General features: G+C 34.4%; 11 protein-coding genes and 1 pseudogene. 3 read left to right on the forward strand and 9 right to left on the reverse strand.

The window, feature by feature from the left end; genetic code table 11:
* Window positions 1-35: 35 nt before the first annotated feature.
* From E4T88_RS14085 to E4T88_RS14110, 7 genes are all read right to left on the reverse strand, one after another.
* On the reverse strand, window positions 36-848 hold the full coding sequence (locus E4T88_RS14085) for a beta-ketoacyl-ACP synthase 3 (protein WP_260393701.1): 813 nt from the start codon (window positions 846-848) through the stop codon (window positions 36-38).
* Window positions 830-1,009, reverse strand: a complete 180-nt coding sequence (locus E4T88_RS18305; RefSeq protein WP_228093936.1) for a hypothetical protein — start codon at window positions 1,007-1,009, stop codon at window positions 830-832. The genes E4T88_RS14085 and E4T88_RS18305 overlap by 19 nt, the downstream gene beginning before the upstream one ends.
* 70 nt (window positions 1,010-1,079) lie before the next feature.
* Window positions 1,080-1,625: a TetR/AcrR family transcriptional regulator gene (locus E4T88_RS14090; protein ID WP_135106510.1), complete on the reverse strand. Its 546-nt coding sequence runs from the start codon at window positions 1,623-1,625 to the stop codon at window positions 1,080-1,082.
* Window positions 1,626-1,748: 123 nt separating this feature from the next.
* Entirely contained in the window at window positions 1,749-2,222 is a 474-nt protein-coding gene (locus E4T88_RS14095; RefSeq protein WP_135106512.1) for a hypothetical protein, read from the reverse strand.
* Between the two features lies 1 nt (window position 2,223).
* Window positions 2,224-3,810, reverse strand: coding sequence for a hypothetical protein (locus E4T88_RS14100; protein WP_135106514.1), 1,587 nt, complete (start codon window positions 3,808-3,810; stop codon window positions 2,224-2,226).
* Entirely contained in the window at window positions 3,788-4,564 is a 777-nt protein-coding gene (locus tag E4T88_RS14105; RefSeq protein ID WP_135106516.1) for a GIY-YIG nuclease family protein, read from the reverse strand. The genes E4T88_RS14100 and E4T88_RS14105 overlap by 23 nt, the downstream gene beginning before the upstream one ends.
* Before the next feature lie 247 nt (window positions 4,565-4,811).
* A complete protein-coding gene (locus tag E4T88_RS14110; RefSeq protein ID WP_135106518.1) occupies window positions 4,812-5,885 on the reverse strand; it encodes a site-specific integrase in 1,074 nt (357 codons plus the stop codon).
* A 329-nt stretch (window positions 5,886-6,214) separates the two neighbouring features.
* Here E4T88_RS14110 and E4T88_RS14115 point away from each other — a divergent pair.
* Both E4T88_RS14115 and E4T88_RS14120 read left to right on the forward strand, forming a co-directional pair.
* Window positions 6,215-6,352: pseudogene (locus E4T88_RS14115) on the forward strand (tyrosine-type recombinase/integrase); the annotation flags it as partial.
* Window positions 6,353-6,575: 223 nt separating this feature from the next.
* Complete coding sequence (locus E4T88_RS14120) at window positions 6,576-12,587, forward strand: carboxypeptidase-like regulatory domain-containing protein (protein WP_135106520.1); 6,012 nt, start codon at window positions 6,576-6,578, stop codon at window positions 12,585-12,587.
* Between the two features lie 947 nt (window positions 12,588-13,534).
* Here the strand turns inward: E4T88_RS14120 and E4T88_RS14125 are convergent.
* Both E4T88_RS14125 and E4T88_RS14130 read right to left on the reverse strand, forming a co-directional pair.
* Entirely contained in the window at window positions 13,535-16,030 is a 2,496-nt protein-coding gene (locus E4T88_RS14125) for a glycoside hydrolase family 2 TIM barrel-domain containing protein (protein ID WP_135106522.1), read from the reverse strand.
* A 109-nt stretch (window positions 16,031-16,139) separates the two neighbouring features.
* Window positions 16,140-20,198 (reverse strand): hybrid sensor histidine kinase/response regulator transcription factor, encoded by a 4,059-nt coding sequence (locus E4T88_RS14130; protein ID WP_135106524.1) that lies wholly within the window; start codon window positions 20,196-20,198, stop codon window positions 16,140-16,142.
* Window positions 20,199-20,425: 227 nt separating this feature from the next.
* Here E4T88_RS14130 and E4T88_RS14135 point away from each other — a divergent pair, with 227 nt between their 5' ends.
* Window positions 20,426-21,895, forward strand: coding sequence for a hypothetical protein (locus E4T88_RS14135; protein WP_135106526.1), 1,470 nt, complete (start codon window positions 20,426-20,428; stop codon window positions 21,893-21,895).
* Window positions 21,896-21,911: the final 16 nt, after the last annotated feature.

Here is a 21,911-nt window from a genome sequence, read left to right on the forward strand (position 1 = left end):
TATGAGGTGTAAAATTCGGACATTTATTCGAAATTCTACACAACATTATTCTTTATATAGATGCCTGCATAGGTGAAGCCACCACCAAATCCAACAAGCATAATTTTATCTCCCAACTTTAACTTCCCATCTTTGATAGCTCTATGCCACGCAAGAGGTATAGAGGCAGCCGAGGTATTTCCGAACAGCCTTACACTATCTAAACATTTTTCCATCGGAATATCCAATTCTTTAAAAACAGCTTCCAATAAGCGATAATTAGCACTGTGAGGAATGAAATAATCAATATCTTTAAGGGTTACATTATTTTTTCTTGCAAGTTCATATAGTCCACTTGTTAGTGTTTGAACAGCCCATTTATAGACAACCCTACCATTTTGATGTAATTTATTGTTTGCTATAACTTCTGAATTGCTGATTGGTGCATTTTGATGTGCCAAATACAAATCTTTACCATAATCGCCATTTGTGCCTGTTATGGTATTGAACAAGCTATTGTTATCGGATTCCTCTACAATTACTGCTCCTGCACCATCTCCAAATAAAATACAAGTTGTTCGGTCTGTAAAGTCTGTGATTTTGGAAAGGGTATCAGCTCCTATGACAAGAATCTTTTTGTGTGTACCTGATGCTATCAATCCTTTTGCAAGAATAATTCCATTAACAAATCCGGCACAAGCGGAAGATATATCTATTGCTCCTGCATGAGGTATGTTTAATCGAGACTGTACTTGACTGGCAACACTTGGCATTGGTTGGTCGGGAGTGCTTGTGGCAACTATGATATAGTCTATGTCGTGTAAGTCCTTATTATATTCTTTCGATAAATTCAAAGTGGCTTTCCACACATATCGCTTGTGTATTCGTTAGGGGCTGTATAAAAACGTCTTTCGATACCTGTTCGTTCTCTTATCCATGTGTCAGACGTATCAATAAAACTTTCGAAATACGAATTGTATATTTCTTTTTCGGGATGGTATATTCCAATAGATGTAATTGTTGCACTCATTGTATAATCGTGTTTAAAAATTAAGACCAATTAAATACTTATTAGTAAGTAAGTTTTGTGGACAAAAAAATTATATGTTTAATAATCCTTCTTGGATTGATTTATAAATATCATTTCTCAATACTTTATTCATTTGTAATGAAGATAATAAAGTGGAATGAGTCATATTTGCTCTTGTTCTTGGAGTTTCTTTAAAGTCAAAAACTTCGGTTTCTTTCCCTTGGGTTAATAACTCTGTAAGCCAATCTAATATTGTATTGACTAATTTTTGTAATTCTTTTTGCATATTTTCGGGAAGCGTGTCAAAAGAGGGAGCTAATGAGCCTACAATACAAGTCCAATGTGTTTTGACAAAACTGTCATGCATCGTAATGTATTTCTTATATTGCTGCTTGTAATTTAACTTGCTCCATGCTTCGGTCTTTTCTAAAAAAAGGACATGGCTTTCTTTGATAACGGCAATACCCAAATCAGATTTAGCAGGGAAATAGTAATGTATAGCTGCATTCTTAATATTAAGCTGTTTAGATATATCAGCATAACTAAATGCATTATAACCAACTGACCTTATCAGTTCGTTTGCCAATCGTATTATTTCAGATTGAGTATCGTTCATAATTACAAATATATAATTATTTGCTTAGTAGTAAGTATAATTATGTAAAATAATGCAATTGAATATAATTTTTTCTTTTCAACTGATAAACCACCCATTAAAAAAAAGAATAATAAAAGCATCTTAATTGCCAAATATGATAGATTCTATTAGCGTAGAGATCTCCTTAATTTCTTTTACAGAGTGACCCATTTCTAGCATTAATTTGTTCATATATGAATAATGGTTAATCAAAAAGCTGGCTAAAGAATCATTATTGATTTGAATAGAATTGTCTCCAATTTTTTCCCATTCACAAATCGCAGTTATCATTAGACTGAAAAGACTGGCATTTCGTGGGATATCTTTTCTAGCATAATAAAACCAATGAGGGAATGAATAATCTAAGAAACGTAAATAATCTCTTACCTCTTCTATTTGGTATAACTCTCGAATATCACTCTCATAACCATATATTGAAATCATAATTTTATTAAAATATGCATGAGGAGCTCGATGTAGTTTATTTAGAGCACCTAGTATATTATCAAATTCAAAATTATCTATATCTTCTTTGGTTATAACAAAATGATATAAGTCGAATTGATCTTCTTGCATATCAAAGTAGTTTGTCAAATTCTTCAAAAGTCAATATTTGGTATTTATCTTCAATTAAGCCAATTGTGCTATTAAAGCTCGTTACAAAATACGGAACAATTCTAATTGAACAGGGAATATCGACATTAAACCTGCTTTTAAATAACAATTTAATTGACTCTATTTCTTCATTTACCCATTTTATTTTTCTTAAAAATTTCTTGTGGTATTTTTTTTGCTCATAATGGTCATTTATTAGTTGTCCTAATCCTCTGTAGTCAACCACATTTGTTAGAGCTTTACATTCAATCACAAACAACTCTTTCCTTTCTTCTGAATAAGCTAATATATCAATTTCACCACATTCTATTTTCTTACCATTTAATTTATCTAGATTAAGTCCCACAAATTTTTTATCTTCTAATAATTTCAAGACTTCTACCTCAAATACTTTGATTCTATAATAAGATTCAATACTTGCAATTTCATTTTTCATCTCAGAAGATTGTTTTAAATCTTCACGTTGCCCCAATACTAGAGAGGTTTGAAAAACTTTGAGCCATTCATCAAAAGACATGGGGCTGATAATTATATGTGCTTTTGAATTATGAATCAGTGATCTGTTAAGAGTTTCTTCATCATAGATTGATTCAAAGTTTGAATCTAAACTTATTATTATACCTAAGTAATAATACATTCTATGTCGTTGACTTTTTCTCAAAAAATCACGTTCTCCTGTCTCTCTCAAAACATTTGTTGAGAAACAGGTTAAATTTAGAAATGACTCTATTTTAGATCTAGATAAACCAGAATACAGACCTATTTGACAAATAAAATCTTCGCGTGGTTGTACTAAAATAAGCATCGCTTCTTTAATCGAAATTTGCTCTATCCAATACATTATAGATTCTATTTCAACAAGTGTAATGGAGAAATGATTGAGAAGGAAGTCATCTACCTTTTGTGATAACACATAATTCAAAGGAGAGAATTGCTCGTAATTCTCCCAGTTAGGGGCTATGTCTAATGTTTGCTTGATTCTCTCTAAGAATAGTGTATCCTCTTTTGATAAAGGAGGGAAACCTCTGAAAAGTTCAGGAGAGAAAATAAGGGTATTCAAATTGAGTCTATCCCCAATGAAGTGAAAGAAATTTGATATTTCAGAACTATTACACATTCCTGCTAGAGCTGTGAAAACTATATCTTTTTCTTTTTGTGTGGGTCTAGCTCCATTTTTCATTGATGTTTTAGACAAATTCTGAACTGATATATCAATAATATACCTCCAGCCATATCTTCCAATAGGGGCTAACTTTTCATTTCCAGTTATAAAATTATCATTAGACCCTTCAAAAAACAAAACAGACCAAAGTTGTAACTGTATATATGCCTCTAGTATCCAACTTGCTGGATGGTATTTATTTAATTGTTCTTTTAGTATTTCTTCAAAGTTTTTATATCCATTATTATAGAAACATTTGATCTCATCAAAGTAATTGATGCTGTGAAAACAATTTGGATTCCACGATTTGAGGATGACTCTATTAATAATTCCATCAATTATATTTTGATGTGGACTAAAAGTTTCATTTTTTATTTTTGTATTCATTCATCCTTCTTTTTATGATTTTGAAATCGGAAAAATTAAGATTAAACCATTCTCCTCTCATCCTTTTTCCTTTAAATAAATTGTGAAATTCTTTTTCAACATAAGGAGGAGCTACCCAACTAGCTATCAATTCAATATCAGGTTCTTGAGCCTGCAATGTTTTTTCTCTAAATACAGGCTTTTTACTTTTACCTATTTTTATATAATTGTTATGTTTATTCAACATTAGATATATAGACACTTCATTTTCAGCTAACCCTTCCAAATGTAAATTGTCAAAATAATCCTTATAATATCGAGGTCTATCAATCATCGGAATTATGCAAGCACCTACAATCGAAGGATTAGGGTCACCGAATAAATCAATAGATTCTTGTATTTCAATAGACGAAATTGTAAGATGTCCTAGATTTTCTAATAAACTTCGAAGATATTGTTGAAATGTATTGAATGAGGAAATCGTATCTAAATGTTTATATCTATGGGATAAAAAATCCGAAAAATAGAATGTTAGCCTATCTCTTTTAGAATCAAAAAAATCGGATTCTAAAATAACTCCTTCTATCTCATTTGCTCCATTAAAATAGCACAACTGATACCTTATGTTTTGAGCATCTAATAAGAAAATACCAAAACATTCTTTATTTAATCCACTAATGACATTAGTAAGTTCTGCCGACTTCCAATAGTTGTTAAAATCAAGAATTACATCCTTATCTAAAGTTGCACATTGTTCGAGGAAAGTATCATGCATAATATTTTTCTTTTATTCAATACGACCTTTTTACCGTTCTCTCCCAAAGATATACAAAATAGATATAACACTCTATAATCAAATTACAAATAGACAATGAGTAATTTATATATAAATCATTATCTTTATTTTCGAGTTATTTGAAACAATGGAAATACAAAGCAGAGCAGAGAACTTCGCTCGTTTCTAAGTCATTACCTATTGAGGTTTGTGTTCTTTTCAATCGTTTGTTTTATAGATAGATAGTTTAAAAAGTCACTGTAGTGGCATAGGTATGTCTTCCGCAATGGTAGACCAGATGACGCTCAATATTACATAATTTAGCAATTACTTTCAGATTCTTGTTGAGCCTGCCACAACTCAACATTGGTAACAATTTTCCACCTTTGGCAAGTCCTCTATATTTTTCAATAATCTGTTTGGGTAAATTCAATAGCGGAATATCACAAGGTGTACCGGTCTTTTGACGACTTGTTCTAATCCATAAGATACCATCACTCGCTTTTACAATATGTTGGTGAGTGAGATTACAGATGTCTCGATATGCCAAACCTGTGAAGGCCGAAAACAAAAACATATCTCTGGTTATATATCGGGACGGATGGTCTAGTTGAGTGGTCATGATTTTGTCTAACTCTTCTCTTGTCAGATACTTTTGCTTCGGAGTCGGTCTTTCGGGTGTATAACCTTCAAATGGATCACGACTGATGATACCTTCATTGATAGCCAATTTTATCATTTTACGTGTGTGTCTCATAATTCCGAGAATCGTATTGGGCATACGTTGGAGTTCTACACGCAAGTAGAAATCAAAGGCTTCGATGAAATCAAAATCAAGTTTGGAGAAAGGGATATCCGATATCTTACATTTTTTGCTGAGAAAATTGGTAAGGTGCTTTAGCGAAATTTCGTATTGTTCGGCAGTGGATAATTCCCGATTAACTCCGACACGTTTACGAAATTCTTGATTGTGGCGATTGAAATAACGCACAAGCGTTTCTTGTGTAGATGCTATTCCTTGAAAGGTGTTCTTGACTTCGGTTGCCGAAATACCATTACCTTTCAAACCTACGAGCCGAGAATACTGTTTGTTGATTGACAGTGTGATTTTGTCTAATGCTCTGTTAACTTCAACGGCTTGTTTGCTTTTTCCCGATACTCGGTTTGCTCTGGTATCCCAAAGGGATACCGATACAGTTAATTTCGTGCTGAACTGTGCCATCGTTCTGCCGATAGAAATACGCCCCATAATTGGACAAGTTCCATTCTGTTTTACTTCGCTTCGTTTGAGGTAAAAGAGAAGTTTTAATTCTGTATTCATACTCTGTTACTTTAAGTGATAAAATTACTTCTAACAGAGTTATTTGAGGGTAGAGAAACCTAAGACAGACAAGGAACAGAGAAGCCTAATAAAGTCAGCTAAAATCAAATCCCGAACGTCAAACCCTAAATTGGTTCAACTGCTTTGTTTTACAGACTTTTGCTTAATCAAAAACAGGTAATGGATAAGTAACTGAACTGTTTCTTACATCTGCCCTTTACTGTATTTTAGCTCTAAGTCAACAAAAGACAGTTTGAGACTCAATATTCTGATATATTGTCAATTACTCTCATTTGTTATGCTTTGCTTTTTAGGTTCACAGTTTTGCCACGCTGGCACTGAACAAAGGCGTATCGTTGGAGTCTGTAAGTAAAATACTTGGACACACGAGCATCAGAACTACAATGATTTATGCAAATGTTACAAATCAGAAAATAGAATCGGAAATGAATAGGATGAGGAATTGACTAAAAATAGTATTTAAATACAATTTAAAAGCCTCTATTATATTATATATGTTGGAATGACATAACCCCAATAATAATTAGTTAAGTATTATATTCCATAACAGCTCAGCAAACATAGTTAAGAAACTTTATCAGAAACCGACAATATCATAAAAATCAGAATCGAAATTTCATTATTAATATGTAGATTTGTAATAGAAGTCCCTTATTTCTTTATGCTTATATGAAAACAACACGCTTTATTATACTCTGTATTTTTTTGCTGCAACATCTTTTTTCTTTTGCACAATCTAACTTGTCAGATAGCCCACGCTCTTCATCTGAAGTACATATTTATAAAATAAGTAAAGATGATTTACGAAAAATACATCTTAAAGAAGATGGTTTTGATGAAGATATGCTAAACACTTTTGTGTCGAAATATAATGTAGGTGACGATATTCCCTCTTTACCAAAAGGGAACTATGTATTAGTAAAAGTCATAGATAACCAGCTAAATTATACAGAACATACAGTAGATAATCTTTATGCTAAAATAGTACCTTCAGAAAAATTTGTCGTGTGTTTATACGACTCCTTGGGCAACATAATAAATGATGCTGAAGTGAGAAAAGGTTCATCAATGTTAAAGTATGATAGAAATACGCAGACATATAGCACCAATAAAGCAAAAGATGAAGATATAATCGAAATAGCTCATAATGGAGTTTACCATTACTTGGAAATAGAAGATAACCAATATCGTGATAATTATAATTTTTTTGAATCAATCTGGTCGAAAATGAAATGGAGATGGATCGGACTTAAAAATAGAATAAAATACACCTTTAATCCATCTGAGCGACCTGAAAAACAGAAATATACCGGATTTGTCGTTTTTAACAAGCCTAAATACAAACCAGGAGAAACAGTAAAGCTAAAAGCCTATTTGTCTGAATATAATGGGAAAAGATTTGAGAAGTCTATTGACCTCAGACTACATGAGGATTATTCTCGATCGAATATTGATACAATCTTAACCAAATTAGAGCCCTATCGACCAGGTATGTACAGCTATGAATTTAAGCTGACCGATGAATTAGACTTAACGTTAGACCGAGGATATTCCGTATCACTGATTACTGATGATAATAATGCAAATGTCGTGAGAGATTATTTCAGATATGAAGATTATGAACTTAAAGGCATAAACTTTTCGTTAAAATCAGATAAGAAAGAATTTGCGATGGGAGATTCTATCAAATTAGATATGAAGGTGACAGATGAAAATGATATGGCTGTTTATGATGGGAAAATTGAAGTTCTGGTAACTCCGGATCGTTTTGACCTGAATAAAATAAAAATAATGGAACCGGTTTTTATTCCCGATACACTATGGAATCACACTGTTGACCTATTCGGTTCATCCGAAAAAGGATTGATTATTCCTGATTCTGTTTTCCCGCCAAATATTGATTTAAAATTTAAAGTAAGATGTGCTTATCTAAGTGCCGATAATGAAAAACATGTCGAATCATTATCTCTGGAAAGAATAAATAAAAAGTATGCGTTAGATTTTTCATTAGATAAAGGTATGCTTTCTATTAAAGAACTTTATCAGGGGAAATCACAACAAGCATTGGCAAAAATTATAATCAGTGGGGAGAATGATGAATACATATATCGAGATTCTGTTATGCTACCACATATCATGGCTATACCTTGGTGGGCCGGAAACATTTTGGTTCAAACTCAAAATTCAAAAGAATATTTCGAAACCGACGATACGAAGGCAGAGCAGTTAGGTTATAAATTTTATAGGAATAATGATTCTATTTATCTGAAGGTTGATAATCCAGCGAATATCCCTTTTTGGTATACTATCCGTAAAATGAAAAAAGAAATAGACAGGGGTTATGCAACACAGTTAAACTACGTGATTAAAGACACAGGAGAGGACGGTTATAGCATGCAGCTCTCTTATTTATTTGGAGGAGACGGGAAATCAATAGAAGGTTTATTGCCTTTTGCCAAGAAAAATATTACTTTAGATGTAACGACTCCTACGACTGTATATCCGGGACAAAAAGCAAATGTTCAAATTTCGGTAACAGATAAAAAAGGAAAACCTGTAAAAGACGCTGATATTACAGCCTATTCTTTTACATCCAAGTTTAAGAACTATTCGATGCCTAATATTCCTATTGGAGGTAAAGCCCGTTATGCCAAGCAGTTTTATAATACCCGTTATGAAATGGATGACGACTCTTATTATAATAGTAAATCAAGCCTGACATGGAAAAGGTGGGCAAGCGCCATAGCTCTGGATACGGTTGAATACTATAAATTTTTGTACCCGGAAACCTACTATATACATAAAGAACGGTCTTCCAACGGAAAAACACAGATATCCCCTTTTGTCGTTATTGACGGAGAAGTACAAGGAGTGCATATGTTATGGATAGACGAAAGGCTTTATTATACCAATCAGTCCCAACATCAGGATATTTATACTTTTGAAATTGATCCGGGAAAACACAGTTTGCGTTTTCGTACTCATAACAGGGAGATATTAGCCTTAAATTTTTATATCGAAGAAGGCAAGAAAAATATTCTGTCCTTCAATGCCGGGAAACCATATACAAAGATTCCGTATGAGAATTCTATGCAAGTACCTTTCGTTTTAACTTCCAGATTATTGGAAAAGAAAGAACAAGGATATTTATCGGATAAAGAGGTTTCAGAGCTTAGCTCTCAATTAATCACCATAGATAATAACTTCGGAGAAACAGAATTGCCCAATGTTCGCCAGAGAATTGAAATTCCGGGTTTTATTAATACAGGTAATACTCTCTATTATTTAAATTATACAAACAGAAGTACTTATGACCGTATTTTAAACGCACAAGTTAAAGTTCCTGTTCTGGCAGGCCCTTTTCCTAAGAGGAATATGCTGGGAAGCCTCTCAAATATAGCCTCAGTTTATGCGGGAAACAGGCTTTTAGCTAATGTTGAAATTGAAGGAGGAAACCATTATACCTTATACCCGAATTATCAGAAAATAAAACAATGGGATAGCCCCATAATAAACAGACGTATATCAGCATTTAAACCAGTATTGGATTTTAAGGAGCAACCTCTGACAACAGACGATATCGAGAATCGGATAAAGACAGAGATTGCAAATGTTATGTGCTCTACAAGTGGTTTTGTCAATATCAGACAATATAATAAAAGTTTTAGAGGTATTAATTATAAATTGGAGATGGTTCTTGGTAAAGATAAAACAGGGACATACATAAGACCTGCTCTCATTTTAGTTGAACCAAGCAAAGAGGAAGACCGGAAAGATTTCCAACTTTATTATGGAGGAACCAGAGACTTTAACAACTTACCATCTGAAGGACTAACACTTCATCTTATTTTTAAAGATTCGACGTCATACAGCTATTCTATACAGTTACACAAAGGAGGAAAGAATTATCTGAAGTTGGATTCTATTGCCGATTATAAAAAAGATTCTGAAATATCGAGAGTTGCATACAATCTATTCAACAAAGGCGTTATAACTCACTCTGTAGAAAATCCATATATTTCAAAACCAATAAGAGATACTCTCTCTTTGTCTCCTATATTTGATGAGAGGAAATTTAGTAGAGAAAATAAAAATAAACGGGTTGTGACCGGTATAGTGAGGGATAATGAAGATGTTGTTATCGGGGCTATGGTAAAAATAAAAGGCACTGATAAAGGAGTTTTCACCGATTTTGATGGTCGGTTTGAAATAGATATAGACGGAAATGTTATCTTAGAGGTGATGTATATAGGGTATAAGACCAAAGAAGTCAGTGTATCAACAGGTCACGATTATAATATTAGCTTACAAGCAGATGAACAGCGATTGGAAGAGGTGGTCGTTATTGGTTATGGCGTACAGAAAAAGGCAAATCTTACAGGGTCTGTTGTTACTATCAATCCTTTAGATGGCTATTTTGACAATCAAGTTTTACAAGGCAGAGTAGCAGGCTTAATGATTAGAGGAGCATCTAGTACGGATGCTAAAGCAAACCCTTTAATAATTATAAATGGACTTCCTTTTGATGGTACTCTCGAAGATATTGATGCATCTTCAATCTTATCGCTAAATGTTTTGAAAGATGCTGCAGCAACTTCTATTTATGGTGCACGAGCAGCGAATGGAGTAATTATGATTGAGACCAGTGCATTATCGTCTTCTAAAATTGCAGAATCTGAGAATATCCCCAATGAAGAGCCGGGTAATACTATTAGGCGTAATTTCCATGACGATGCATTCTGGCAACCAAAACTTAAAACCGATGAAAAAGGAGAAGCAAATTTCGAAGTAACTTATCCTGATGATATAACCAACTGGAATGCTTATTTCGTTGCTTTGGGTGGAAAGAATCAGTCAGATACGAAACAGATGAGTGTCAAATCGTTCAAGGCTTTATCTGCACGTCTATCGACACCTCGATTCGCTATCAGGGGAGATAGCCTGAATGCCGTAGGCAAAGTAGCTAATCATTTTGGAGATAGTTTAGTATTAACTCGAACTATTGATTTAGATAATAATAAGCAAGTTGAAAAAATAAAAATAGGTAATTCTCACGTAGACTATATACCCGTGAATGCAATTAATGGGGATAGCCTTACTCTGACTTATTCTTTACAAATGGAGAATGGTTATTTTGATGGAGAAGAGCGTTCATTCCCTATTTTTGAGCAAGGTTTGCTGCAAACCTATGGAGATTTTAAAGTAATCAATGATTCGTCAACTTATACATTAAAGACGGATCCTGAAATTGGAGAAGTAACCCTTTATGCTGAAGCTTCAAGTTTAGACCTTTTCTTGCGTGAAATAGAGAATATTGACCAGTATCCATACATGTGTAATGAACAGATGGCATCCAAAATTAAAGCTCTATTGGCCAAAAAGTATATTTGTAAAATACAGGGAAAAGAATTTAAAGAAGACAAGAAAATTAATAGTCTTATCAGAGACCTGAACAAAAATAAAAACAACGAAGGGCTCTGGGGTTGGTGGAACAAAAGTGAATCTGTGATGTGGATATCGAAACACGTCATAAATGCACTGCTTGATGCAGATGAAGCGGGATACAAAACAGAACTAGATAAACATACGCTGGCATTAGCTTTTGAACAAGAATTAAAGAACAGTTTATCTAGTCTTCCTTTAACTGTGGATAAAAAACTGCCATATGCTAAAGGTGAATTGCTAGACAGGCTTATTTTCTTAAAGAGGTTGAATGCTGCTGTTGATTATAAGACATATCTATATCAAGTGGATTCCCAGTTGGAGAATTCAACAGCTAGGGACAACTTAAAAACAATGCTAGTTATGTCTTCTATCGGACTTCAAGATTCGATAAGAATAGATTCATTAATGCATTATTCCGATAAAACGATTCTTGGCTCTCTCTATTGGGGTGAAAAGAAAAAAGGAAAATCTCAACTGCGATACTTTTATAGCCCGGATGAAACAAATACAGAAAACACTCTGTTGGCATATCAAATATTGAAAAATCTGGGAGGACACGAACAAAAATTGGAAAGTATTCGAAACTACTTCTTTGAACAAAGACAAAATAATACATGGAATAATATTTACGAATCATCACGTATTGTACAGACAATAATGCCTGATATGTTGAAGAGTGCAGAGAAATATACCAATGTCGTGATGAATATGAATGGAACCAAAATTTCAGAATTTCCGTATACAGCTAAATTCGATTCAAAAGAAAAAATTCAAATAAGCAAAACGGGGACTATGCCTTTATTTGTCACAGCCTATCAAAGGGAATGGAATAAAAATCCGATAAAGGAAAAATCGAAAGGGTTTGAAATATCGACAACATTCAAGGTAAATAATGATAGTGTAGCAGATTTGAAAGAGGGTAAAACTACGATATTACAGGCAACTCTTAACCTCTCAGGAGATGGTGAATATATACAAATTGAGATTCCTATTCCGGCAGGCTGTTCTTACGAGTCAAAGACTATGGGTAATTATTGGAAAGAGGCGCATCGGGAACACTATAAAGAAAAGGTAGTAATATTCTGTAACAAACTATCGAAAGGTCAAAATGTATTTGACGTTGAATTGTTACCAAGATATACCGGTCGTTATACACTCAATCCTGCAAAAGCAGAGTTGATGTACTTCCCTACTTTCTATGGAAATGAAGAGATTAAAATAACTTTGATAAAATAATAGGATTTTCACTTTATACGACAGTTATATCGAGTCAGAAGTAGATCAATATATAAAAAAGTATGTCTGATATGTTGTATTCGGTTCTGATATTCTCAATTGTGTATAAATGTTCAATTAATATATAATGCTCAATTTAATTATGGATAAAAACATAATTGAACTTTTATCTCCAAATATCCTTATACAAGGAATCTCATAAAGATTCAGAGATGGAAGATTGGAATTAAATTAGGCTCAGAAGGTTTTTGCCAAGCGTGGTGGTGTCGGGTATGATACGTATCGTAGGTTAGAGAATACGGGGAAAATTATTCTTTTTTATTTAATTTTATGTGCTGTTTTTCTATAAACACATATAGACCGATAGAAAAAACAATTTAGCGTAGTTAATTGAGTAGTCTGTTTTGGGTAGTACTACCCAATAAAATTAAAAAATAATACTTTCAGAACTTTCCATCAAATATTTCGTTTTTTCACCAATGTCACGTATATTAGCGTAAGTGATTGGTACAAAACAGAATGCATACAGAACCTATTTATTAGTTTGTACCGAAAAAATCGCTATTTTATTGATTAATAAATATCTATGCATTCTGTATCGGAAAGTAACCTGTCAAAACAATATCAAATTAAACGAATATAAATGCACTGTACACTCGAATATTAAAAAAGCTTTATGTTGATGTTCGTTTTGGCAATCATGCCAAAAATAAAGGAGAAAGCTCGTGCAGCCAGTTTAAAATCAGAACTATAGTAGGTCGATTGGTAAGAGAATTAGAAAGAAAACTATCCAATAAGGACAATTACAGCAATTCATTGGATTTATCCACACCTGATATCACCAACTGGCTCTAGCGACTTGAAATAATGGACAAAGATATCGTTTTAAGTCTAAAAAAAGCGGCGAGATTTTATTCTCGCCGCTTTTACGATATAGAAAAGAGTCTTTATTTTATATTTATAATCGCTTCTGTCGGTTTTAGCCAAGGAGATGTGAATCTTACTTTTACTTCACCTTGTTTGCCTGTAGGCTGTATATAAGCCAGTATGCGACCATGATAAGTGCGATGCCTGTTATCTGTATAGTCAGACATATCTTCATTGTTGCTTGCTTCCAATCCTAGTAATTTAGCCGGGCCTTGTATTTGGCAAGTTATTTCATTATCGGACAGCATAACAGGAGTACCATTCTCGTCCACTACTTGTATTACAATCTGTGCCAAGCCATCTTTACTGACTTCTTTATCTGCTGCTTGTATGTCCAATGCATATGGTTGTTTTGAAGACTGTATTGCATAGCGAGCTGTTTCATTCCCGTTTTTATCCATTCCTATCACTTCAAGCTTTCCATCATGATAAGGAATATCCCAAAAGATAATCCCTGTATTGTCATCATAATCTTTTACTTGTCCTACTTCTTTTCCGTCTAGCAGCAATCGGGCTTTTTCTGTGTTTGTATAACATACTACCCGTATGGACTGCCCTTCTTGGTAATTCCAGATAGACCATGCGTCCATAGATGGTATTTTTTCTTCATAGTTACTACCTTCATTTTCTGCGTCCAGTTGTGACCAAACATCCTTTACTTGACTTTTGCTACCTCTGCCAGGAGTAGGATAGGTTCCCAAATAAGCCATCGGCTTGTCAGACCAGAGCGATTGACGGAAATAGCCTCTCGGCTTGATGAAGCCTCCGAAGTCTAATAGTCCTGAATAAAACCCTCTGGAAGGCCATCTGCCCGATTCTCCCAGATAGTCTATCCCTGTCCAGAGAAACTGCCCGAATATATTTTCATTGTCTTTTACGGCTTTCCATGCTGCAAGTTCATGGCGGTTTTCACTGCCAAATATAACACGATTAGGATATTTCTTATGATCAAGCTCATATCTATTTTCGGTATAATTATATCCCGCAATATCCAATGCTCCCGGATATGCTGTTTCATTTGACATGGCAACACCGGCTAAGCCTGCTGTTGTAGGTCGTGATTCGTCGTATTTCTTAACAACGCCAACTAGACGTTTTGCTATATCTCCCAAACGCATTGCATCGGGTGCATCTTTTTTATATCCGCCAAATGTAGCCTGAGTAAAACCTGTGTTTTTTCCTCCATCCAATATAGGGTGAGAGTATGGGTCGTTCGGATAGTCTACTTCATTTCCGATGCTCCATGCAAATATAGAGAGGTGATTTCTGTCTCGGCGAACCAAATCGGCAAGGTCTTTCTCTCCCCATTCTTCAAAGAAAGAATAGTTGCCCTGAAATCCCGGAGTACCTACATTCCAGCCTTCGAGCCATTTTCGTTTAGGATACTCCCACTCATCGTACGCTTCGTTGAGAACTAATAATCCCAGTTCATCGCATAAGCTGTATAAGTCCGGAGCTTGTGGATTATGGCTGGTGCGGATAGCATTCACTCCAATCTCTTTAAGGGTTAGTAACCTACGTTTCCATACATCATGAGGCACAGCAGAACCTAATACCCCAGCATCATGATGGATGCATACACCTTTTACTTTCATCCATTTGCCATTCAAAGCAAATCCTTTATTCGGATCGAAAGTGAATGATCTGAACCCAGTCTTGGTTATTGTTGCATCTATTTCTTTTCCGTCTTTAATTACAGATGTTTTGAGGCTATATAGATTCGGATTATTTAGATTCCATAATGCGGGATTCTTTACTTTCAGATTTGTCGTAATTTTTCCGTTCTGATTTCCTGCAACTGATAATTTCTGAGTGTTTTTTACGATTACTTTATTATCAGGGCTAACAAGTTCATTAACTATAGTCAGATTGGATTTGTCTGTTGTGTTGTTTTCTAGTTCTACTTCGATATTTAGTATTCCTGTACTCTTATCCATTTCGGGATATGCATATACACCCCATTGAGCTATATGTATCGGATTTGCATAAATGAGCCATACATCACGGTAGATACCGGAGCCCGTATACCATCTGGAGTCTGCCGATTGGCTATGATCTACACGAACAGCTATTGTATTATTTTTTCCATATTCGATATACGGAGTAATGTCATACATAAAAGAGATATAACCATTCGGGCGCTTTCCTAACAGATGCCCATTAATGAACACTTCACTATAGTTATACACACCTTCGAAATAAATATATGTTTTTTCGTCTTGCTTTTCTTTTGGGATATTTATTGTTTTTCTGTACCATCCTATGCCTCCGGGTAGATAACCTGTTGCACTGGCCAAAGTTGGGCTTAGTTGTTCTTTTACACTCCAGTCATGTGGAATCTCTACTGACTTCCACTTCGAGTCGTCATAAGCTTTCGCCTTCGCTTCAGGGATATCCGATAGATAGAACTTCCAAGAAGAATTAATTTTTTCGGACTGACCGAAAGAAACCTGTCCCATTATAGAAATGGAAGTTATGGATAGTATCGCAGTCAGAAATAGCGTAGTAATTTTCATGATATAATAATTTGCATTTATTTAATGACAAAAATAGACTATGTGGCAGAATATGGAGGGGCTTGTTTCATGCAAGTTTGATTAGTAAACTCGTCATTTCACCATTTAGTCATTTCTTATTCATTATTTGCTTTATATATTCTGATGGTACCATACCAAATTCTTCTTTAAAACACTGCCTGAAATACGTGATACTGTTTATTCCTACCATGTAGGATATTTCAGATATTGTATATTTACCTGTTAAAAGTAATTGTTCTGCGTTGCGTATTCTTACTTTTCTTATAAACTCATTGGCAGATATACCGGAAAGAGCTTTAATTTTTCGGTAAAGTGTAGAATGGCTCATATTCATTTTGTCTGCAATAAAAGTTACATCCACTTTATCTGAATCCAAGTTGTCTTCGATAATCGTGGTTACTTTTTCGATAAATTCGTTATCTATTTTACTTAAAGATTCTGTTATAATGACGTTTTTATTTGTAGTATTATTGTTTATCAGTTCGGCAATTTTCTTTCTGGCTTCCAGTAAATTTACAATACGGCTTTGCAATAGTGTGGCACTGAAAGGTTTGGTGATATAAGATTCGACACCGATGTTATAACCTTCGGTACGGTCTTGTATTGAATCTTTAGCTGTAAGAAGTACAATAGGAATATGGCTGGTTCTTACGTCTTCTTTTAAAATCTTGCTTAATTCAAAACCATCCATTTCAGGCATCATGATATCACTTATGATAATGTCAGGAATGTGTTTATAAGCTGCTTTTAGACCTTGTTTTCCATTATTAGCCGTGTATACTTTGTATTGTTCCGATAAGGAGCTGTAAATGTAGTCCCTGATATCTTCATTATCTTCTATAATGAGTATGATTTGTTTGGAATCAGAATTTTCAGTGTCTTTGGTTTCAATGCCGTTTTCAATAATATCATTGTTAGTATCATTGATATGTAAGGCGTCGGGATAAGTATTGTCAGACAGTATTCTGAAACGAAATATAGAGCCTTCTCCGGGTTTGCTCTCTACTGATATGCTTCCTTGATGTATTGATACCAGATTTTGCACAAGAGCTAATCCGATACCTGTTCCTGATAGTTGTTGATCTCTTTCAGCCTGATAGTATCTGTCGAATATTTTGGATATCGATTCTGTAGGAATACCCTTTCCTGTATCGCTTACTTCTATTTCCGTATAATTTATATTGTTTTCAGTTACATCTCTTAGAGTGAGTGTTATATTTCCTTTTTGTGTGTATTTGAATGCATTGGATAATAGATTTTCTAGGATTGTAATTACTGCATCGGGGTCAAAATATAGATTAATATTTTGAGTATCTATTATAGTATTAACAGAAATGCGCTTGTTGGTGTTGAGTTCTCTGTATCTTAATCCTATTTCTTGAACTAATTGGGATATATCACTTTTGTATACACAAAGTTTCTTGTTCTGTGTCTCAGTTTTTCTGAATTCCAATATCTGATTGATGAGGTTCAATAAGCGTGTTGCGCTTCTGTATATGACCGATATTTTAGACGCATGTTTTTCATGTAGATTTGTATCTGCTTGTAAATCTTCTAATGGGCCAAGTATCAGCGTTAAGGGAGTGCGTAGCTCGTGAGTTATATTCGTAAAGAACCGAAGTCTCTCATTATTCAATTCTTGTTCCTGTATATGGTTCTTCTTTTCTAAAGTGAGAGTATTTTCCAAATCCAGCTTTCGTTTATAAAAGCGAAGTATAAGAAAAACAATGCCTAAGACAGTCAGTATATACAGGGTCTTTGCCCACCAAGTAAGCCATATCGGCGGATTTACAATAATTTTTAATGATGTTATAGAGTCTGACCATTCCTGATTTTTTACTCTCGATTTTATCTGCAACTCGTATGTTCCGGGAGGTACATTGCGGAAAGTAATTGCATTTTCATCCTGTGTGTTATACCATAAATCTTCTAACCCCTTTAACATGTATGCATAGTCTACTAAATGATTGAGTGAATAATCAAGGACATTGAATGACACATTAAATGTGTTTTGGTTGTATTTTAATTCGATAATGGATGTTATGGGTTTATAGATCTCATTTTCAAATGTATTTGTTTGGTTTCCATAAATTCTGAATCCGGTGATAATAGTCTCAGGTAGCTCTATTGTTGTTGGGATTGATTCAGGATTGAAGTAGCATAGTCCATTTTGAGATCCGAAGTAGATTGTACCTTTAGAATCTTTTGTGACAGACCCACTCATAAAGTCACCCAAAGGGATTCCATTATAATGATTGTAATTATAAACTTTATTTAGAGATGGAATAAATCTGTTTATGCCTCTATTGGTGCTAAACCATATATTTCCTTGCTTGTCTTCTGTTATAGCTCTGATGTGGCTGTTTGTAATTCCATTCTGTGTATTGAGGACAATATATTCATCAGTTTTTCCGGGGGAGGTAAAGCATACTAAGCCTTCTCCAGTGGCAACCCACATTTGCCCTCTGTTATCTTTGTATATGTTGTCTACGGTGTTGGACGGGAACCCTTTGTCTGTTTTGAATGTCTTTATGATTTTGAGATTCTTGTCAAAGACGGCAAGCCCCTCACCGAAAAAACCAATCCATATTTGATCTTTGTCATCTTTTGATATAGCACGAACAAGATTATCCGATAAATCGGAATTGTCGGTAGAATAGAGTTGGCCTTGTTTTGTTATAATGTTATATTTGTATAAACCGTTATTGCACCCGATCCACATATTTTTCTCCTTATCCTCAAAGAAACACCTTATATCTCTGCTCCTGTCATCTATCAGGCATTTTTGTATGTCGTTTCTTTTTTGATCATAAATGTTTACTCCACCGTTGAATGTCCCAAACCATAGATTATCTTCAGAATCTTTAATTGCCGCCAATATGGCGTCATCAGTAATTTTATTTGTTTTTTTATCAAATATCTGTACCCTTTCTCCATTTGCAAAAAGATTGATGCCTCCACCATCCGTACCCACCCAGATGCGATCATATTTGTCTACACATATGCCCCATGCTGTAGGGTTATTCAATGTATTTTTTAATCCGGGTATAGGAGAATAGATCCATGTATTAAAGTCTGTGGGGTGATGACTGATAAAGTTAATTCCACCTCCATATGTGCCAATCCACATATTGTTGAAAGAATCTTGGTATATACTGCGTATTGTCGGATTAGAAAGGCCCCTGTAACCATCATCGTATGAGATATTCTCAAAGGGAATACTTTGAGGGGTAAGAAACATATTCTGTTTCAAATCCAGAACACTTATTCCTCCTTTTTCTGTACCAACCCATAGTTTACCATCGCTTACCTGATTTATTGTATATATATAATTGGATATGAGCGATTGTTTATTTTGAGGGTTATGTCTGAATGTCGTAAATGATTCTTTATCACTGTTGAAAAGAGCTAAACCATTGTTTGTTCCTATCCATATATTGTCATTCTTATCTACATATATTGTTTTTACTTCATCTCCTGGCAAGCTTTCTTTATTGTTGGCATCATGCCTGAAATTCTTTATTTTCTTATCCTTTAGAGACAAAATACTCAAACCGGATGACACATGCCCTATATATACAAATCCTTTATTGTCCTCCATTACAGACCATACATTGTTACTAACCATATTCGGAATGGTAGTACGATTGTAATGTGTAAATGTTTCGGTTTTCTTATCAAAATAATCCACCCCTCTATGGTATGTAGAAAGCCATAAATTGCCATCTTTAGATGAGGTAATGTCAGTTATGTCGTTCGTTATAATGCCTGTTTTACTTTCCGTTGTGTGTTTGTAGTGTTTGAATGTTTCAGTTTTGCAATCAAACATATTTAATCCTTCCCGCTGGGTTGCGATCCATATTTTATCTTCATATTTGTCAGCATATACTTTATTCAGTTCATTTCCGCTAATATTGTTTGATTCTGATGTCCCATTTTTTTTGTAAACCTTGAACTTATTACCATCAAATCTGTTTAACCCTGATTCGGTGGCAAACCATAAAAAACCTCTTTTATCTTGAGTGACGCTTACAACATAATTACTAGAAAGACCCTGTTCCAAGCCTAGCTGTTTTATGTTATACTGTTGAGCCTGAATTGGCATAAAAGCTATTAGGGTAAAGAGAAAGAGAAGCTTTATTTTCATGGGATCTGTATTAGTATATCAAAAGTAATTATATTTTGAGAATATAGACCCTCAAACTAGCTATTGACTGATTTGAATCCTATTAATGATTGTTTTATATCCCTGCCTGTTGTTAAGCAATACATATATTTGTTCTGGTTATTTAACTCGAAGCATATCTGCCGTAAAGTATATTTTAATTATGTGTTTCTGAGTTATATATATATGATAAACTAAAATCTAATTTCATGAAAACAAGAAAGTATTTAAGCTTTTTGATGGTTCTTTTATTTTTCTTCACCGCATGTAGTGATGATTATAAGTATTCGGATGTAGACGGATTACCTCCTACTATTGTCCTTAGTACATCTAATATCAAGACTGAACCCGGGCGCGAATTTGTAATTAAAGCTAAGGTAGAAGATAAAGATGGTCTTCGGTCAATCAATCTGAAAAACACAAGTTTCAATTTGGATAAAACAATAGATCTTACCTTAGATAGTATTGTTTATTCTTTCGATTTAGACTATAAATACAAAACGATAAAAGGTCTTGAAGGAGATAGCTTTTCGGTGGAAGTAACAGTTACAGACTTAGGTGGTCGTACAGTAAATGAAACTGTATTGGTAACAATGGATGGTGATTTTACCAATCCTGTATTCACTGTCTCTCCTGATGAAGCCATTACTGTTCTTCTTAAAAACCAGACCAGACTGAATGTTAAGTTTACTGTAGAAGACGATAAAGCATTGGGTCTTGTTGTAATTAATATCCCTGAACTCAATTATTCAAAAGAAATAACAGAATTTACAAACTCAAGTAAGACTCTGGTATTTAATGATCCTGTAACATTACCTTCTACTGTTGCAACATATAATTTGATATTGCGTGCGATAGACAAATCCGGTTTGGAAACATCCAAGACTAGTGTGATAACTGTTTCTGAAATGCCTGATTTTCCTAAAATGTATCTGGCGGATGTCGCAACGGTAAACGAGCTGAACAGTGATGTGTTTGGCGTGCCTATGCGTATAGAACGTACCGGAGCTTATCAATATAAAGCTAATTACTATTGTCGGAAGGCAGGTACAGAGATATTCTTCCTCCCTCAAAAAAGTGACTTCACTCCAATCTGTTTCGGTATTGATCCCGTAGATAATACAAAATTGACAGATGATCCAGATGTTGCAAAACCAATTGTGTTGAATCAAGCCAATGTATATTACGAAATTACATTTAATGTGAAAACTGCGGTTTATGATATTAAGACTTATTCTATCCCTGAGGCAATTGACCCTATTCCTCATAAATTTGGTTCTGTGAGTCTGGATACTTGGGGAGATGGAGGTAGCTGGCTTCAGGAGTTCTATTTTGGCTATATGACTTCTAATCCAAAAGAAGTAACACGGTTTGTACAAGATGCGACCAATCCTCACCTTTTTTATTTAGATAAAGCTCTAACCTTAGAAGCGGGTGAAAATATGAATTTCGTTATTCATAATTGGCATTCTGATGGTTGGTGGAATTATTGTACTTGGCGTGTAGATGACTCTCAGGAGCCGGAAATATTTGGTTACTACGGTAATTATAAAAATCTGGCTTGGACCAAGCCTAATACAACTCTTGATAATTGGGCAAAACCGCTTGTCAAGCAGACTGGTAGCTACAAATTATACTTTGATGCTCACTTAGGTAGAGGAAAACTAGTTCGTGAGTAGAATAAATTTGAGTAAT

The organism is Dysgonomonas mossii (genome assembly GCF_004569505.1).
Lineage (GTDB): Bacteria > Bacteroidota > Bacteroidia > Bacteroidales > Dysgonomonadaceae > Dysgonomonas.

Coding starts and splice junctions, on each gene's coding strand:
- E4T88_RS18305 (WP_228093936.1), bottom strand. CDS start 1,009: ATGAGTGCAACAATTACATCTATTGGAATATACCATCCCGAAAAAGAA.
- E4T88_RS14090 (WP_135106510.1), bottom strand. CDS start 1,625: ATGAACGATACTCAATCTGAAATAATACGATTGGCAAACGAACTGATA.
- E4T88_RS14095 (WP_135106512.1), bottom strand. CDS start 2,222: ATGCAAGAAGATCAATTCGACTTATATCATTTTGTTATAACCAAAGAA.
- E4T88_RS14100 (WP_135106514.1), bottom strand. CDS start 3,810: ATGAATACAAAAATAAAAAATGAAACTTTTAGTCCACATCAAAATATA.
- E4T88_RS14105 (WP_135106516.1), bottom strand. CDS start 4,564: ATGCATGATACTTTCCTCGAACAATGTGCAACTTTAGATAAGGATGTA.
- E4T88_RS14110 (WP_135106518.1), bottom strand. CDS start 5,885: ATGAATACAGAATTAAAACTTCTCTTTTACCTCAAACGAAGCGAAGTA.
- E4T88_RS14120 (WP_135106520.1), top strand. CDS start 6,576: ATGAAAACAACACGCTTTATTATACTCTGTATTTTTTTGCTGCAACAT.
- E4T88_RS14125 (WP_135106522.1), bottom strand. CDS start 16,030: ATGAAAATTACTACGCTATTTCTGACTGCGATACTATCCATAACTTCC.
- E4T88_RS14130 (WP_135106524.1), bottom strand. CDS start 20,198: ATGAAAATAAAGCTTCTCTTTCTCTTTACCCTAATAGCTTTTATGCCA.
- E4T88_RS14135 (WP_135106526.1), top strand. CDS start 20,426: ATGAAAACAAGAAAGTATTTAAGCTTTTTGATGGTTCTTTTATTTTTC.